Below are 17728 nucleotides of genomic sequence, written 5' to 3'. Positions count from 1 at the left end.
TCGGAATCTAATGATGAATCTTTTTAGAGATTCGGTTTTCCAGCAAGCATTGCAAAATCCCTCATTTACAATTCTTCAAATTCAATCGTCTGATTTGTTTTTATAAAACATTAATTTTTTAGTAAGTCAATAATACCATATATTAATTTCTAGAAAACATGAAACCTGTTAAAGGAAAAACAAAAGGTAGTTCAATGTAAAAGCAACTCAATAAACAAAAAGAGGCTCAATGTAAAAGGTAGTTCAATGTAAAAGCAACTCAATAAACAAAAAGAGGCTCAATATAAAGGCAGCACTAGAGGCTCAATGCAAAAGGCAATACAATGCAAAACATGCAAAGAGCAACGAAACTCTTTCCAGATTTTGAGGAGAAAACTGAATGACTTCCAGCGAAGACAACCGGCAAGACCGTGAGAGCTTGAAAAGTAAAAGACCAGAATGCGAGAAGTCTTACAATATAATTAGTATTCCAATGGGGCACTCAAATTCTTATCTGATAGTTTCAGCTGGTCGGGGAGTTCTTGTGGATGCAGGATGTCCGGGCAAAATCAAAAACATTCAAACTGCTCTCGAACAGAACAACCTTGTTTTCCTGAATATAGTTCTGATCATTCTCACCCACACTCATTACGATCATACAGGCTGCCTTGCCGAAATAAAAAAACGAAGCGGAGCAAAAGTTCTGGTTCATGCATCCGAAAAAAGATGCCTGGAAAAGGGCATAACTCCCTTTCCGAAAGGTACTATGTGGTTCTCAAAAATAATTTCGGAAATTGGGAACTCCTTAATGGTTTCCAAATCAAAATATCAGCCTGTCAATCCTGATATAGTAGTAGGGAACGAATATGACCTTGGAAACTATATCCCGGGTGCAAAAGTAATTTCCACGCCTGGTCATACTGCAGGCTCGATAAGCCTTGTGATTGAAAATGACGCTGCATTCGTAGGAGATACGCTTTTCAATGTCATGCCCTGGAGCGTATTTCCCCCTTTTGCAAACGACATCCGCGAACTTCTAGAAAGCTGGGAGAGGTTGATTGCTTCAAGTTGCAGGACATATTTCCCGGGTCATGGCAGGCCCATACCTTTCCATAAATTAAAAAACTCATACGAAAAAAAGACAAAAAAAAGTAAAGAAGACCTTTGAGTTTATTCATTCTCTAAAACAGCCAATTTCACATTCTCTAAAACGGCCAATTTCACGCTTATTCTTTCCTCCAGAGTAACTGATCCTCAGGCAATCCTTACTCCTAAAATAGGATGAACTCAATATCCCGGTTGAGGGAAACATGAACGGAGCATTCGATAACACAGAGACGTCCCGGACAATCCCGGAAATCCATGATAAAATTGATGCCGGAGACGCAATCATTCTTACGGCTACGGAAATTAGTGCAAGAATTCGAGCAGGGGAGGATATAAAGCTCGAAGACGTGGATGTTGTAACAACTGCAACGCGTGGCATTATGAGTGGAACCTATGCCGTACTTTCGTTCAAAGTATCAGAGCCGGATTCGTTTGTTAAGGCGTCCGAAGTCCTGCTAAACGGCGTGCCTGCAGTTGTTGGTCCCTGCCCTAATGAAAGGCTTGGAATTTTGGACCTGATCGTACTTGGAACCGCTCACAGTAAGTTTGATCCCAACTACGGGGGCGGACACCTTTTCAGGGAGATGGTAGAAGGAAAAAACATTAAAGTTGATGTAACTACCAGTGAAGGAGACCATTTCTCGGTAGAAACGCGGTTATCTGAGATCCCCTATGCGAAACTCAATGCAACAAGACACTCCTTTAAGAATTATCGGGCGTTTGTAAATCCCGGAAAAGAGTCTATCAAAACCATCTTTCACGCTCTGCCTTTTGAAGGTGAGTTTAAGGAAATGACCTTTTGCGGCTGCGGTGAGTTAAACCCAATTGAAAACGACCCCAAGCTCGAAACTATAGGAATCGGGACAAGAGTACTTCTCAACGGAGCAGACGGATTTGTTACCGGGGCTGGCACTCGAAGCGCTCCGGATAATCCTAACCTTACGGGTTTTGCTGATATGCATGACATGACCCCTGAGTATATGGGAGGGTTTGTAACATCTGCCGGCCCTGAAATTATCAATACATGGGCTGTTCCTATCCCGATTCTTCACAAAGGAATGCTGGAAAATATCCTGAAGCTGGATAAGGAAATCCCGCTCAAGCTGGTGGACCTCGCAGGGCGAATTCCCCTCTGTGAAATCACCTATGGGGATGTATGGGATAATGTGGACCTGAATATTAAGTACGAGCCTGAAAAATGCCTTAATTGCAAGGACTGCCTTGTAATCGAAGCCTGTCCCATGGGTGCAGTAAGCCGGGGAGAAGACGGAGCTGTACACAATCCGGAATTTTGCTTTAACTGCGGACTCTGTATCTCAAGGTGCAGGGGAGAAGCATTCAGTGCAAACCTGGGTTCTGTCAGGTGTTCAACCGGAGGCTGCCTTAGAGATATTAAGGTAACACTGCGTCAGTCTGATCGTGCAAGGGCAATTATAGCTGCCGAAGAACTCAAAGAGAAAATTCTCACAGGAAGGTTCAGGCTTAATGAACCTGTAGAAAAAATAAGCTGGAGAGAGTAAGACAATGTTCTTCTCTCCTTTAATACTCCTGTAACTGTGATTTTTACTTTTAAAGACGTAACTTCTAATTTTTATTTTTTGAAACGTTATTGTAACTTATTCAGACTTCAAGCTTTTAAAGCCTCTTTAAAGCGTTTTGTAACCTCTTCAGGGCTCAGGGGGATATTGGGAGCTTTTGTATTTCCAGGCTTCAGGATTACATGGATAAAGGAAAGTTCCTGCATGGCCCGAAATTTACTGAAAGCTTCTATTAACCCCTCTGGGCTGTTTACCTTAGCCGTATTCTGAATTCCGCAAGCGGTTGCAAAAATTTCCAGGTCAATATAGCGGAGAGCACAGGTTTCCTGCGAGCCTGTGGAGCCGTAGGCACCATTGTCAAGGCAAATAATAATCAGGTTTTTTGGGGCTTCATTAGCAATTTCGAGCAGGGCGTTGGGGTTCATAAGCAGGCTGCCGTCCCCGTCAAGGGTCACTACCGTCTTCTCTGTCCTAAGAGCCAGGCCAAGTCCTATCGACGAGACGAGCCCCATTGAGCCAAACATATAGAAGTTAAGCTCCCTGTCTCTGCAAGCATAAAGTTCCTTGCAGGGAACTCCAAGATTTGTTACCGTAATTTCGCCATCAAGCTGAGAATCAATTGCGCAAATCGCATCGTTCCTTAGCATTAATGGCCTGAGGGTTTCCTGCTTAATATTAAAACGGCATATCCTTTCCATAATCTCGGGTTTTTCGGGCAATCCAGCCGCTTCCCAGGCGCAACAATTCGAGTTTTCCCATACTTTTGGAGAAATTAGGGCTATATGCGGCCTTAAATTCTCAAACGCGTCTTTTATTACGTTTTCAAGTAGAAGTAGCTTTCTGGCTTCATCAATTATTGTATATGCAAGCCCTGCTCCTTCAAGGATTGCCGGGAGATGGGTGCCAAGCGGGACCTGGGCTTCGATTCCTTCAGCGTAAACCCCACGCCAGCTTGCCAGAACAGGTAAGGGGATCCTGCAGATTACATTCAGAGATTCCAGAGCATTAATCATATTCCCAAGCCCTGTGCTCTGGATAAGCATCATGGGCCTCCCCCCTGCAAGGTAAACCCCGGCACAAATGCCCACACCATTTTCTTCTCTCGTTAACTTGATTTCAGGAAAATTCTCAGAAACCAGGGGAAGCAGGTTTTTGATCCTGTCGCAGGGCAGAGTTGCGGCAAGGTCGATACCTGCCTTTTTCATTATTGCTATGACTTCTTCTTCCGGACTTGCCATGCACATGCCTCTTCAGCTTTCTTAATAGTCTTTGTACTTTCACTGTTTTTATTTAGAGTTATTTTGGACTCAGATATTCAGCTCGTCTAGATATTCAGCTTGTCTAGATATTCCACTTGTCTAGACTAGATATTTAGCTCGTCTAGATATTCAGCTCATCTAGATATTCAGCTCGTCTAAGGAAATATCAGGATTTTTGGCAGTAGCTACCGGCTCGATCTGGTAAAGTGTATAGTCCTCTTTCAGGCGTTTGTATCCTCCGCCTGCAAGGTTCAGGAGAATAGTTTCGTCCTTATCAACGTTTCCTGCTTCCACGGCTTTTAGTAGAGAAGCTGTTGCAACTGCTGACGGAGGCAGAATGTCGATTCCTTCAAGGGCTTCGAAAAGGGCCTTAGCTTCAAGGGCTTCTTCTCTGGTAACTGCGTACATTATTCCATCAGTATCGGTAAGTGCATCGTATAACCCGCCCATAACCCCATATGGTGGAGTCCGGTTGGTAAGCACGGTAGCATAGGTTTCTTCTACCTGTTTCTTTGCATCCTTCATGTCAAGTTCTGGAATGATTTCTCTTCTTTTTTCCTGCCAGGCGTTGTACATGGGAACAAAAGGAAGGTTCTGGGCAAGCTGAAGTTTAGGGATTTTTTGCCCGAACCGCCCATCGTCCCTGAGGCGCATTGCGGCTTCCCATACTGAAATTCCTCCTGTGCCGCTTCCGACTGCCTGGAAATATTGATCAGGCATTTTTCCTATAGTTACTGCTGCATCCAGCATCACAGTGCCCATTCCATCTCTTCTGGCGATATTTCTTGCTCCGCCTTCGGGAATCATGCCAGGCAGCTTTGCAATCCTGCCTGCGAGATTGATAGCGTCAGTGTAATCGTTTCCTGGACTCATACTGATGAGATGGATAGATTCAGTGGGCTCTTCAGGCAGCCATAGATTCGAAGCTCCGGACTCCGGTACAACTATGTAGACATCAGTTCCTGTCAAAGCCGATACGTGCGCAAAGGCCCGACCGGTATTTCCGGCAGAAGCAAGGACTATGGCTTTTCCTCCGGTCTCTTTCAGGAGTTGCATGGTCGGGTGGGCTTCGAGTTCTTTGAAACTGCAGGTTTTAATGAAAGCCCCTCTTTCGGGCCAGTACCCGCTGAACCCTATATAAAGGTTCGAAAGCCCGAGTTCTCTGGCAAAAGCTTCACTTTTGTAAGTTATAGGCCCCGCATCCGTAGTAAGTTCTTCCTGGACCGGGAGCCAGGAATGAAACCTTCCGATACCTGGCTGGTTTCTTAATTTCAGTCTTTTTTCGAGGTATTCCGCCCGCAAAAAAGCGTCATCGTTCTCACAGGTGAGCCGGTATTCCTGGCCGTACTCTCTTCCGCACTTAAGACATTTCAGTTTGAATTTTCCCATCGCTATCACAGGAAATTGGGCTTCTAATTAAATATGTATTCCTGAAAAGTGAATATAATTCTCTTTTTGTGTTATATTATTGAATTAGTTGTCTTATTGGGCTATTTTATTTTACTAATGAGAAGAGAACCACTTTATCAAATTAACAAGTTGGAAAAATTTGATAAGACAGCTAGAAGACAGCTAGGGGGGAAAAGGATTGGGAAACTGAAAAGAGAAAGAAGGGGAATCTGAGAAAGAAAGAAGGAAAAACTGGAAAGAAAAGAGAAAGAAGGGGGATCTGAGAAAGAAAGAAGGAAAAACTGGAAAGAAAAGAGAAGAAAAACTGAAAAGGAATGATAACGAAACTGGGAAGCAAGAAGGAAAAACTGGAAAGAAAAGAGAAAGAGGGGGGATCTGAGAAAGAAAGAAGGAAAAACTGGAAAGAAAAGAGAAGAAAAACTGAAAAGGAATGATAACGAAACTGGGAAGCAAAGACGACGGGACGGAAAGGAAAAAATGACGTGCCGGAAAGGAGACTATTGAAGAAAGAAAAGAGGTAGAAGAAACTAAAAGTAAATGGGTAATTAAGGCTAAGCAGGTAATTTTTATCAACGTTTCTCTTTTACTTAATAAAAGACCGGCGGAGTGACTTTTACATTTTCATAACTCCTTGCCTTGCCTTTAGGAGGATAAACAAAGGTGACAACGTCAGACTGCACTCCTAATTCATAAGGATCACACAGGTAGCTTCCGGCCTCTTTCCTGGAGATATTTAGCATCTGGAGCGAGGCACTTGACCTTCCTATCTTTTGAATCTTTACTTCCTTAAATTCGGAGAAAATCTCCTTAATCTTGGGCTCCAGGTTTTTACTTCCAAAAAATGATATATATACCTGAGCAAAGGGACTGAGATGGTAGTCTATATTGACAGTCGCGTCAGTCTTGTCAAACTGAATCACTATATTGTCAACGTGAATATATTTTCCTTCTTTGAACTGATCTGCACTGGTTCCAGGAACGAATCTAGCAGCCAGTAGAATGGATGAGATTAGAAGGGCAATTACAATTATTGGTTTTGTTTTCATGGTTCTTACTCAGTAATATTCTTCTTTTTTAATATCTCTTTCCTGCAAATCTTTTTTCTATCATGCCTGACCGATTTCAAAACGGAAAATGCGTCATTTTTATTGCAAGGGTTTCTATATTTAGACTACTTGCAATATCATTAAATATCGCAACACTAAAGGTATTCCACCGTTTAGATTATCTAAAAGAGAGTAAAGAGGCCATAAAATGAGTAAAGATATTCATTTCATCTGCCCCAAATGCGGAAATACCACCTACGAAACCGGCGAGATCCGCACCACAGGCGGCTTTTTAAGTAAAATCTTCGATATCCAGAACAAAAGATTCACCCACGTCACCTGCAAGCGCTGCAAATACACCGAGTTCTACCAGACCAAGAGCAGCATGTTGGGAGACGTTTTCGATTTGTTCACTTCGTAATTAGCCGATAAAGGATTTTTTGGTGGAAATTACTTTTTTTCCATCCTTTCGTTTTTTTGATTGCTTATTGTCCGGGACTGGAGAGTAGCATCTTTACGGGAGCTTGTCACGCTCGACGAAGGAGGGCGGCCTTTTTGTGAATAGAACCCAAGCAGAAGAATCAGTGAAAGTGCAATAAACGGAAAAATTTGGAATTATTCTCACGAAGCCTGCACATTATTAGTTCTGAGATTGATTTTAATTATTAGGGATAACAAGAAAAAGGCATTTTTCTTTTAATTCTTCAATTTTACGTTCATCAAGATTCTGAATATGTTTGTTTGTTAAAGGAGAGAATTGTTTTATTAGGGACGTTTCAACATCATCTGTTTTTTTCTCAATACTTCCCCTTTCTTTTATAAGCATGCATTTCAATGCATTATGATCATTACAGGAGTTTATTCTGTTAATTATTTCCACAAATTCCCTGCCTTTTTCTTTTAATTTATCGGGAATTTCAGCTTCTTCAAAAATGTGGATGAGCTTTAAGGTTATTGGCTCCTGCCCTGTCTGAGTATCCCTTGATGTATTAAAATCCGTATTTATTGACATTATATATACAAATTGTTCCATTACGCCGTCAACTGGCTCTATGACGGTTTCATTCTCCCCAAGTTTTGAGTACGAGTGCTTGTCAAGTGTTAAAACAACTCCAGTAGACCCTCCATGTATTGTTGTTTTATCCTTTCCCCAGGTATAGATTCCATTTACCATAACGTGTGCCCGGTTTCCAGCACAAAGCTGGATATTGAGCTCACTGTTTGCTTTTCTATAAAATATATCTGGAGATGGATTTGTCTGAGGCACAAGGATTACGTCGCAGGCACGTATCAAACGCTTTCTCAAATCATCAGTCACATACTCATAACAGATCATAACCCCCACTCTAAGGTCTTCTCTAAGTTTGAGAATGTGGTTCACTTCACCTGCTTCCATACCTTCCTCAAAACCGCATCCTCTTTCATCCCTTGCTGCTAGCATTTTTTCATTGTGCACGATTTTAGAATCAGGAATCACAATAGGAGAGATATTTTTCCTTAAATCTTCTTCTCCAAACTCATGGGCAAACAGATTTCCATACTTTCCAAGATTCTTTTCCTGAACATAATGGCTGCCTGCAACAACAATAATCCCATTTTCATCGGCGTACTGCTGTATTTCTTCAAGATATTCAAAAGGTATGGAAAACTCAGGGAATACTACAATGTCAGCTTTTTCCTTCACAGCTTTAAGAATTGCCATTACTTTCCTGTAATAAGCCTCATCAGCCGTAAGTTTCACAACGGAATCTTCTCCATAAGCATGATATTTCAATTGCACAGCTGCAATACGTAAATCAGAACCCTCAAAAGAGTTGTTGCAGCAGTCATGCTGTAATATCCGAATTTTCTTATTTCCGGGTATGCTCTCAAAATAATCAATTGACCTTATGACTGGTTTTTTCTGTCCTCTAACACTGAAAGTAATTTCGTCTTTTCCTTCCGGGAAATACTTTTTCTCAAGATAATCAATTTCAAGAGAATTGTTTTCTCTTTCTTCGGAGGTAAGGAATTTGTTAAAAAGCGTTCTGTTCCCTGCTTTGACTGTTAACTTGCCTTTTACTTTTTCAGGGTCATCAAAGATAACTTTGAGTTTCCAGTTTTCGTAGATCAGCTTGATAGGGTTGAAAGGCTCTTCAAAATAGTCCTTTGTTCTCCTGTGAATATACTCTAAAAGGTTTTCAAGAGGCCGGTATTCAATTGAATTAATTTTTTCCAAGAAATCAAAAAGAAGTTTATCCCTGGTTTTGCAGTCTTTTTCTTCAAAAATCTGTGGGAGGTCATTAAATGAAGCGCAGATGCTTGGATTAACATCATCAGACAGAGTTCTGGTAACCTCCTCTACAACCTTCTTCAACCTTGGCACATCAATTTCTTCAGATTTTTCAATTACCGTCAGGACTTCAAACAGTCCGGTATAAACGCAATAGCAAACGTTTGCTTTTTCATAAGTTTCAGTTGCTTTTTTAAACTGTTCTATTGCCTGATTGAGCAACTCCAGATCAGGCTGCTTTGAAGAAAGTGCTTCGTTTACAAGTTTTCTTCCAGAAAGGTAATATGAGGTAGAATCACAGAGTTTTGAAACAGCCTCGTCTTCTTCAACAGATTTTAGCTCTTCAACTGCTTTTATAGCTTTGTCATATTCACTTGCACGTTTTCCTGTATTGGGCTCAGCTCTGATGTTCTTGAGCAGAAAGTCAATATATGCACTCAGTCCTGCCCCAGTAACCAGTTCTCTTTCGTGCTTTAGCTCATATTTAATAAAAAAATCCTGATATTTTTTGCACAGCTCGACTGCTTCTTTCAGGCATCTCATCTGATAATATTGATTGCCTTTTTTTGCCAGTTCTGAATTTAATTCAATAAGCCTTATTATTGACTCTGATTTTTTACCTATAGTCAGGTACTGCATCGGTTCAGTGTACTTTGTAAGTGACTCTTCGTACCTTTGTTTTGCCTCTTCTATGCACCCTGTATTTTTAAGCAAGTCTCCGAGATTGTTGAGCGTTGTTCCTACATATGATTGATATAATATATTTTCAGGGTTCTTTTTGAGAAGAGCCTCGTAAATTACAAGCGCCTCTTTATACCGATCTATTGCCTTTTCAATATTCCCCACTCGATAAAATGAGTTACCTATGTTACCTATTACAGCTCCTACACGTAATTGGTAAGTGACGTTTTCCCTATCTGTTTTGAGAAGTTCTTTATATATTTTAAGTGCCTCTTCTAACCTATCTATCGCCTCTTCAATTTTCCCCATCTCAAAAAACAAGCTTCCTAAGCTGTTTAGTGTCATTGCTAAGCTTGAGAGATAATTGACGTTTTCATAATATCTCTCTACAATTTTTCGCCTCATATCCAGCGAGTTCTCCAACCTCTCTTTTGCTTCCTCTGGGCATCCTAAATCTTTGAGTACAATTCCTAAACTGTTTAATGAATTTGCTAAATTTGATTGGTAACTGACGTTTTGAAGATCAGTTTCAAGGATTTTTTGCTGCAAATCAACCGCTTTTTCTAACTTGTTTTTTGCCTCTTCTAGAAGCCCCATGTTAGAAAGTAAAGCACCTAAATTATTGAGTGTTGTTCCTACATATGATTGATACTTAATATTTTTAGGATACATCTCAACAATTTTTTGTCTTATATCTAGTGAGTTCTCGTATCTCTCTTTTGCTTCTTCAAGACATCCTAAATTTGCGAGTATACCTCCTAGATTGTTTAATGTCATTGCTACATCTGCTTGGTAACTGACGTTTTGAAGATCCCTTTCAAGAATTTTTTGCCTCAAATAAAGTGCTTTTTCGTACCTGTTTTTTGCCTCTTCTAGACGCCCCATGTAGGAAAACCAGTTTCCTACGTTGTTAATTATCATAGCGAATTTTGACTGATAATTAATATTTTTGGGATCTGTTTCAAAAAGTTTTTTTAGAATTTTGAATGATTTTTCATATCTTTGTTTTGCTTCTTCGAAGCACCCCATCTCCATAAGTAAGAACCCAAGATTGTTTAGTGTCGTCCCTACATTAGATTGGTATATTAAATTTTTGGAATATGTTTGACGAAGTTTATCATGAATTTTGAACGCATTTTCATATCTCCTAGCTTCGGCAGGTTAACGCAACTAGAGATATATATTTTCATATTCCTCCCCCATGAGCCTCAATATTTTCCAGTGAATTTCTTCCATATTCAGTATTTCTGACTTTGCTTTCCCTTTTTTCTGCGTTATAAGTTCTGTAATTCCCTGAAACTTGAAAAATATCCATCTCATTGTTGGTTTTTTTGTTGGTTTCCCTTTTTGATCTGGAACCGTTTCATTTTCTTCTTCTAACTTTGTCCTTAATTTCCATTCTGCAATTGCATAAATCATTAAGCAGAGAACCATTATCATTGTCAACGCTTCAATTCTTGATTTATTCTTGAGATACACCTTCGATATGCTAAAGGTATCACTTTTCAAAAATCTGAATCCTTTTTCTACTTTATCCTGTCCTTTGTAATACTTCAGCATCTCTTCAGGAGAAAGACGGATATCATTACTTGCAAGAATGAAAAGTCCCATTTTTTCCATTTCTTTTAAAACAAAAGCATCATTAACCTTTATAATTCCATCAATCCTGTAACATGTCTTCAATTTTTCATCTTTAGAAATTCTGCCTCTTTTACCTGGTTCCCGTTTTTTAATGGTTTTCAAATCTACTTTTTCAAAAAGAACAGAAGGGAAATCTGCAATCCATTTTTCTGCTGCTTTTAATGCATCTTCTTCACAGAAAAAGTCATCTCCTGCCAGTTTTTTAAGCGACTTTTCTGCTTTTTCAAGCTCTTTTTCAAGCTTTCTTCTGAGAGTCACCTCTTTTTTTTCTTTCATTTTATGGGAGAGTAACAAAACCCACTTTTGTTTAACTCCACCATATTCCACAAAGGTTTGATAAAATAAGTATCTCGCGTCGCTTTTCAACGTTTTCAGGTTTAGATTTGCATTTAGCAGTTCCTTTGCCTCATTAATTGTGCAGGAACACGACTGATCCAGAATGACTTTCCTATGTTCTTGATATTATTGTCAGTGTAAAAAGAACTATCAGCTACATAGTACACTTTGCTTTCAGGGTTTAAAGCTGATTTGAGAGACTTGATTGCTTCCAGAATTGTGCTTTTGTCTGAAGCATTTCCTGAATGGGTGTTCATGAAAAAGTGGTATCCCATGCTGATTAACAATCAAACTCAAAACAAATTGTTTGAGGTCCCATCTTCCGTTTTTGGGAATTCCGAAAGTAATATCAATAGACTCAGTTTCTTCATCTTCATAATCGCCATAAACGCTGACACTTGTAGTGTCAGCGTGTAAACAATGGACAGGAATAGGTAGACGAGCCATAATGTGAAGAGTGATTTCAGTAAACAGTTTTGTAGGACCATACTTTACGATTCTGTCAAGAGTTTCTCCAATAGCATATTGATTCAGGTCTTCTCGTGTGACGCTGTCTCCAAAAAGTCTTCCTATAGAAATAGTCCTGAAATAATCAGGAAAAAGATACAGACGTTGCCCTATGAAACCAAGACCATTGAGTACCATGGCAAGGATACAAACGGAGTGAGGAACTTTGTGATCTCGTTCTTTAGGAAGTTTCTCATCGATCAATTTGTCAACTTCAAGCTCTCGGAAAACTCCAGCAATGAGACCAAGGTGACCTAAGAAGCTTGTACGTTTTATTGAGGATTCAACTCTTCTACTGTTGTTTTTATCTGCCATGGAAGATCAAGAAAAGAGATAGGAAAATTAATTATATTAAATTATATGTTTACCTGCCGAAGCTAGGATATCTGTTTTTTGCTTCTTTCGTTTGTCCCATGTCACTAAGCAAATTTCCCAAATTATTCAGAGCCACTGCTACATTTAATTGATATTCAACGTTTTCAGGCTCATTATCGAGAAACCTTGTATAGATTGAAAGATTCAGCTCACAACAACTTTTTGCCTGACTAAAATGTCCTATGCTATGGAAAACATCACTAAGGGTGTCAATAGCTTCGAGATTTGCCTGAAAAATTGACCGAGAGAATTCATTAGCAGGATCTTTATATATATATTTTTCAATAGTTTTTAGGGAAAGAGTATGAACTTCCAAAGCTTCTTCATACGCCCCCAGAGACAGCATTATACGTCCTTTTATGGTTTGGACATTTAGAAAAATGTCATTTGCTTTCGCCTTGAATGCATTTTTTTCGGCTATTTCAAGCTCTTTTAAGGCCTCCTCCGGTTTACCTTTTTGCATTAATTGCAACGTTTTTTTAACATGTCTTTCAGCTGAATCTCGTAAAAGTCTGGACATAGTAAAGTAGTTAATTTATCATAGCTTAAACATTTTGTTTTTTTCTCGATGGAGTTGCAGCAAAAAGTGCGCGAATAAGAGATAATTTGCTTTTCTTTCTTTGCATACGCGGAAAAGCCGCGCCGTGGGCGCGTGGACAAATTCGACCTAAGACGGCTGACTACAGCTGCTATGGATTAGATTTTAAACCACTTGATTTCTTCCCACTTGAAACGGAGTTCTTTTAGTTTTTTGCACCCAGGGTGCTTTTATTCAGGTATCAGGAATCTCACTTTATCCTATGGTTTTAATAATTTGATGTTTATTGATTTCTAAAGGGAGTACCTGGGAAAAGGTAAATAATGTGTACAGATAAATGAAATAAGAATAAGATCGAGATTCGGGGGGAGGGTAGAATCGAGATTCCTGAGTTTAGAAAAAAAGAAAAGATATACCTACTGCTTGTGAGTATCTTTCTCACAGCTATCCTCTTTTATACCTTATATATCGGACAGCTTCTCTGGGGCATAGTTATTGATGTTCTCATTCTGAGGCTTTATTTCCTAATGAAAAGAGAAAGGAGTTACTTCAGGGAACGTTCCCTGGATGAAAAAGAAGCCGGGACTCTGCAAGATCCCCAGATGAGGAAGAAAGTCCGGCTTGCAAACATTCTTGTTACTTTCTTCGTACTTGGACTGATTATTTACTCGTACTTTACTTTCCAGTTCCTCTCAGGAGTCGTCGCAGGCCTGCTGATTTTGCTTTATGTACACATGCTGCTGTTTTCAAAGGATAACCTTTAAAAAGTTAAAGTGTTCGGGCTGTTGCGAGCTTTAAGAGATTGCAGGCTCTATAACGCTTTCCTCTATGACTCAGCTCTCTATGACGCTGCCGGCGCATTTGAGATAAAAACCTTAAAGCTTTTCCGGCTTTTCCGAATTTTCCGGATTCTCCAGGTTTTCCAGAGTTTCTGGCCTTTCCTGTTCTTCCAGGTTTTCCGGGTTTTCTGGCTTTTCCTGTTCCAGATTTTCCGGGTTCTCCAAGGTTTCCTGTTCTTCCAGATTTTCTTGCTTTTCCAGATTTTCTGAATTCTCCAGGTTTTCCAGGCTTTCAGGCTTTTCCTGTATTTTCATTGTTTCCAGTTTTTCAAGCCTTTCCCGGGTTAAAGCAATAGCATCTTTGATAGTTGCATCTTCAGGCTGCTGGTTGAAGATGTTTTCCTGCATAGTCAGGGCTTTTTCAAGGCTTTGTTTTGCAGTATCGGATTTTTCCGGGCCCTGCTGGACCAGGCAGTTTCCAAGCCGGCTGAGCGCAACTGCAAGTTCAGCCTGATAGCCCAGGTTGTCGGGCTTTTCTTCAAGCAGCTTTTCATAAAGCTCAATTGCCTGACTGAGGACTTCGCATGCTTGCTCAAAAGAACCCATGTCCGTAAGGAGAGCTGCGTAATTGTTCAGGTTCTCGCCGGCAGCAGACCGGAAGACTGCATTTTCAGGCTCTTTTGCCAGGAGGTTTTCATAGGTCTCACGGGCGCGGGCATAATATTCAACAGCTTGCGGATTTTCGCCTTTTCTTTTGAGAAGGTTTCCGGTATTGCTCAGAGTTGTACCCATGTAGTGCTGGTAATTGGTGTTTTCAGGATCGTTTTTAAGAAGTTCTGAGCCTGCATCGAGAGCCTTTTCGTAGATTTCGAGGGCTTCATCGTATTTCGACTCAGTATAATAGATGCCTCCGCGCATAAAAAGAATATAATATACAGCGTCAGTGGCTTTTGCTTTCCTTGCAGAGTCTTCTGCTTTATCTAGGGTTTCAAGGGCTTTATCCAGCTTGCCTTTTTTGATATGGGTTACTGCACTGTGAATTTGCTTCAGAAGGAGAATATTTCTTACCTTGCTTCTGGACATAAGAGAAAAATGCCCCTTGTTTTTTTAAATAGCTGTCGATGCCGGTTTATGGACAGCCGGCAGGACATAGCTTAAAGTTAGGTCCTGATACCTCTAAGCTAGCTCTAAACCGACATGCACTGGGCTAACGGGTCTAAACTGGCTTAAACTGATATAACTGGTTTTAAATGTTCTGAACTGACCTGACTCAGTCTGAATTAATCTGAGATTGTCTGTACTGACCTTGCACTGATCTGAACTGGTCTGAACTGGTCTGAACTGGTCTGAACTGATCTGAACTGACCTAAACTGGCCTAAAATAATCTTAACTGATCTGAAATGATCTGAAATAATCTGGAATTGTCTTAACTGGTTTGAACTGGGCTTAATTGATCTGAAATGATCTGAAATTATGTGAACTGATCTGAACTGATCTGAACTGACCTGAACTGACCTGAACGGTCTGAACTGATCTGAAATGATCTAAACTGGCCTAAAATAATCTTAACTGATCTGAAATGATCTGAAATAATCTGGAATTGTCTTAACTGGTTTGAACTGGGCTTAATTGATCTGAAATGATCTGAAATTATGTGAACTGATCTGAACTGATCTGAACTGATCTGAACTGACCTGAACGGTCTGAACTGATCTGAAATGATCTAAACCAGTTATGAATCAGCTCTTAAGTAACTCTAGTATGAATTAGCGAATAATGCTCAATGTATATATAGGGGGGATAGCATAAAAGAGTTGAAATTATCTAAATGATTTGAGAATTAATTTTTCATTACATTTTATAGCCAAACAAAAAAATCTAGCAAATGATATAACAACAAAAAGGTCCTATTGATTCTATATAACAAAACATTTCTATAAATGGGAGATATACTGGCAGGTTAATTATATATGCAGTAAGTTAATATAATTAGCAGAAAGATGGAGGGGTCACAGTAACTTGAGGAACTCGTTATTGTGGCATCTCCTTTTGCCAATCATTTTATCACTAAAAGCATTTATTTTTTCGATAACGTCAAGTATATATATCGATCAGTAACGTCTATTGAATAACGTTCGAATATGTGAGCTAACCATGGTGTATAATAATAATCAGAACATAGACGAGTCTTCGGGGAAGATGGACGAACCCGCTGAAAACATCAGCAAGCCCGTTCAGGATGTAGACACGTCTACGGCCGATCAGAAGAAGGAGGAGTCCGGTGGGGGTATGACCGGGCCTGAATCCAATCAAGTAAAGGCCGAGTCTGAGTCCGATCAGGACGATTATGAATATGTTGATATCGGCTTTTCTTTTGAAAATACTTCTAATATAGATGTACCCAAACTTCTTATCGACCAGGTGCTGGGTCAGGAACATGCCGTCGAAGTCGTAAAAAAAGCGGCTGGTCAGAGACGGCACATTATGATGATAGGGACCCCAGGAACAGGGAAATCTCTGCTTGCGAAAGCAATGGCAGAACTTCTCCCTAAAGAAGAGCTAAAGGATATCCTTGTATATCCTAATATGGAAGACCTTAACAATCCTAAAATAAGGGAAGTTCCTGCCGGAAAGGGCAGAGAAATCGTCATGGCTCACAAGATGGAGGCCAGAAAGAAAGCTCAGGCCAGAAATATGCTCATGATGCTTTTTGTTGTGGGCATTATCATCTATTCTTATTTTGTTGGTCAATTACTCTGGGGCATTATTGCAGGTATTATGATTCTCATGCTAACCCGCCAGTTCTTGCCTAAAGAAGAAATGATGATCCCGAAACTGGCGGTTTCAAACTATGACAAAGAGCATGCACCTTATATCGATGCAACCGGAGCCCACGCAGGAGCTCTGCTTGGAGATGTGAGGCACGACCCATTCCAGTCCGGTGGGCTTGAAACTCCTGCTCATGACAGAGTAGAAGCCGGAGATATCCACAAGGCCCACAAGGGTGTGCTCTTTATTGACGAAATCAACACTCTCAGGCTGGAATCCCAGCAGAGTCTCCTGACTGCACTCCAGGAAAAGGAATACCCGATTACCGGACAGTCCGAGAGAAGTTCAGGAGCTCTTGTCAAGACCGAGCCAGTACCCTGCGACTTTATTATGGTGTCTGCAGGAAACCTCGACGCTGTGCAGAAGATGCACCCTGCGCTCAGGTCAAGAATAAAAGGTTACGGCTACGAAGTTTACATGCAGGATTCTATGGAAGATACTCCTGAGAACCGGAAGAAAATGGTCCGTTTCGTTGCTCAGGAAGTTGTTCGGGACGGGCACATCCCTCACTTTGACGAAGGTGCAGTGGAAGAAGTAATTCGGGAAGCCAGAAGGCGGGCAGGCAGGAAAGGGCACCTTACCCTGAAGCTTCGTGACCTTGGTGGACTTGTACGCGTGGCAGGAGACATTGCCCATTCCGAAGGCGCTCCATTAACAACCGCTGAGCACGTACTTGCAGCAAAAAGAATTGCAAGATCTATTGAACAGCAGCTTGCAGATAGTTATCTGGAAAACCGCAAAGATTACGAATCCTTCCTTAGAAAAGGTTCTGCTGTGGGCAGAGTCAACGGGCTTGCAGTCATGGGTGGAGATTCAGGAATTGTACTTCCCATAGTATCCGAAGTCACCCCGGCACTTTCCGGAGCCGAAGGGCGTATTATAGCAACAGGTAAGCTTAAGACGATTGCGAAGGAAGCAGTACTAAATGTCTCTGCCGTTATTAAGAACATGACAGGTACGGATATATCCAGACATGATGTCCATATCCAGTTTGTAGGGACCTACGAAGGTGTTGAAGGAGACAGTGCATCAGTTTCCATTGCAACAGCTGTCATATCTGCCATTGAGAAGATTCCTGTAGACCAGACCGTGGCAATGACAGGTTCCCTTTCAGTCAGGGGAGATGTCCTGCCTGTAGGTGGAGTTACCTATAAAATTGAGGCTGCAGCCCGGGCCGGAATTAAGAAAGTAATTATCCCCAAAGCAAACGAGGCAGATGTCCTTATCGAAAAGGCGTACAAGGAAAAAATCCAGATTATTCCTGTCTCCTCTATTGCGGAGGTAATGGAACACAGCCTTGTAGGTCCGAAAAAGAACTCAATTATCGAAAAATTGCGAAACATTACAAAGCTCAGCTTCGATATTCCTGAGGTTTCACCCGCTTCCGTGCAGGCTAAGAACCTTTTCGGGTGCAGGAACTGATTATGACT

At 40.8% G+C, this 17728-nt stretch carries 11 protein-coding genes and 1 pseudogene; 5 read left to right on the top strand and 7 right to left on the bottom strand.

All coding sequences use genetic code 11. The features are described from left to right. The first annotated feature begins 379 nt into the window (after positions 1 to 379). A complete protein-coding gene (locus tag MSKOL_RS12370) occupies positions 380 to 1147 on the top strand; it encodes an MBL fold metallo-hydrolase (protein ID WP_082091128.1) in 768 nt (255 codons plus the stop codon). A gap of 142 nt (positions 1148 to 1289) precedes the next feature. Then, on the top strand, positions 1290 to 2606 hold the full coding sequence (locus MSKOL_RS12365; RefSeq protein ID WP_048156657.1) for a methanogenesis marker 16 metalloprotein: 1317 nt from the start codon (positions 1290 to 1292) through the stop codon (positions 2604 to 2606). 107 nt (positions 2607 to 2713) lie between these two features. Here MSKOL_RS12365 and comE read toward each other — a convergent pair whose 3' ends face one another. The 3 genes from comE to MSKOL_RS12345 all read right to left on the bottom strand — a co-directional run bounded on the left by comE (position 2714) and on the right by MSKOL_RS12345 (position 6339). Further along, a complete protein-coding gene (gene comE, locus MSKOL_RS12360) occupies positions 2714 to 3862 on the bottom strand; it encodes a sulfopyruvate decarboxylase subunit beta (RefSeq protein ID WP_231592220.1) in 1149 nt (382 codons plus the stop codon). A gap of 159 nt (positions 3863 to 4021) precedes the next feature. Further along, positions 4022 to 5272, bottom strand: coding sequence for a cysteate synthase (locus MSKOL_RS12355; RefSeq protein WP_048156650.1), 1251 nt, complete (start codon positions 5270 to 5272; stop codon positions 4022 to 4024). Between the two features lie 608 nt (positions 5273 to 5880). Then, positions 5881 to 6339 (bottom strand): hypothetical protein, encoded by a 459-nt coding sequence (locus MSKOL_RS12345; protein WP_048121336.1) that lies wholly within the window; start codon positions 6337 to 6339, stop codon positions 5881 to 5883. Positions 6340 to 6547: 208 nt separating this feature from the next. On the opposite strand from MSKOL_RS12345, the gene MSKOL_RS12340 reads away from it, so the two are divergent. After that, positions 6548 to 6760, top strand: a complete 213-nt coding sequence (locus MSKOL_RS12340; protein WP_048121334.1) for a zinc ribbon domain-containing protein — start codon at positions 6548 to 6550, stop codon at positions 6758 to 6760. 237 nt (positions 6761 to 6997) lie between these two features. Here the strand turns inward: MSKOL_RS12340 and MSKOL_RS12335 are convergent, their stop codons facing one another. The 3 genes and pseudogenes from MSKOL_RS12335 to MSKOL_RS12325 form a co-directional block, all read right to left on the bottom strand. Then, complete coding sequence (locus MSKOL_RS12335; RefSeq protein WP_369799546.1) at positions 6998 to 10378, bottom strand: tetratricopeptide repeat protein; 3381 nt, start codon at positions 10376 to 10378, stop codon at positions 6998 to 7000. 84 nt (positions 10379 to 10462) lie between these two features. Continuing rightward, positions 10463 to 12091, bottom strand: a pseudogene (locus tag MSKOL_RS12330) (IS1634 family transposase). A 49-nt stretch (positions 12092 to 12140) separates the two neighbouring features. Beyond that, positions 12141 to 12671: a tetratricopeptide repeat protein gene (locus tag MSKOL_RS12325; protein ID WP_156151077.1), complete on the bottom strand. Its 531-nt coding sequence runs from the start codon at positions 12669 to 12671 to the stop codon at positions 12141 to 12143. A 545-nt stretch (positions 12672 to 13216) separates the two neighbouring features. Here MSKOL_RS12325 and MSKOL_RS12320 point away from each other — a divergent pair. Next, positions 13217 to 13453 carry a hypothetical protein gene (locus tag MSKOL_RS12320; protein WP_231592218.1) on the top strand — a complete coding sequence of 79 codons (237 nt, stop codon included), beginning with the start codon at positions 13217 to 13219 and terminating at the stop codon, positions 13451 to 13453. A gap of 111 nt (positions 13454 to 13564) precedes the next feature. Here the strand turns inward: MSKOL_RS12320 and MSKOL_RS12315 are convergent, their stop codons facing one another. Then, positions 13565 to 14551, bottom strand: a complete 987-nt coding sequence (locus tag MSKOL_RS12315) for a tetratricopeptide repeat protein (RefSeq protein ID WP_048156641.1) — start codon at positions 14549 to 14551, stop codon at positions 13565 to 13567. A 1072-nt stretch (positions 14552 to 15623) separates the two neighbouring features. On the opposite strand from MSKOL_RS12315, the gene lonB reads away from it, so the two are divergent. Then, positions 15624 to 17720, top strand: a complete 2097-nt coding sequence (gene lonB, locus MSKOL_RS12310; protein WP_048156638.1) for an ATP-dependent protease LonB — start codon at positions 15624 to 15626, stop codon at positions 17718 to 17720. Positions 17721 to 17728 lie beyond the last annotated feature (8 nt).

The sequence above is a fragment of the Methanosarcina sp. Kolksee genome (assembly GCF_000969945.1).
Taxonomy (GTDB): Archaea; Halobacteriota; Methanosarcinia; order Methanosarcinales; family Methanosarcinaceae; genus Methanosarcina; species Methanosarcina vacuolata.
Note: the sequence above shows the minus strand (reverse complement) of the source record. Positions and strands in the feature narration are given on the sequence as shown.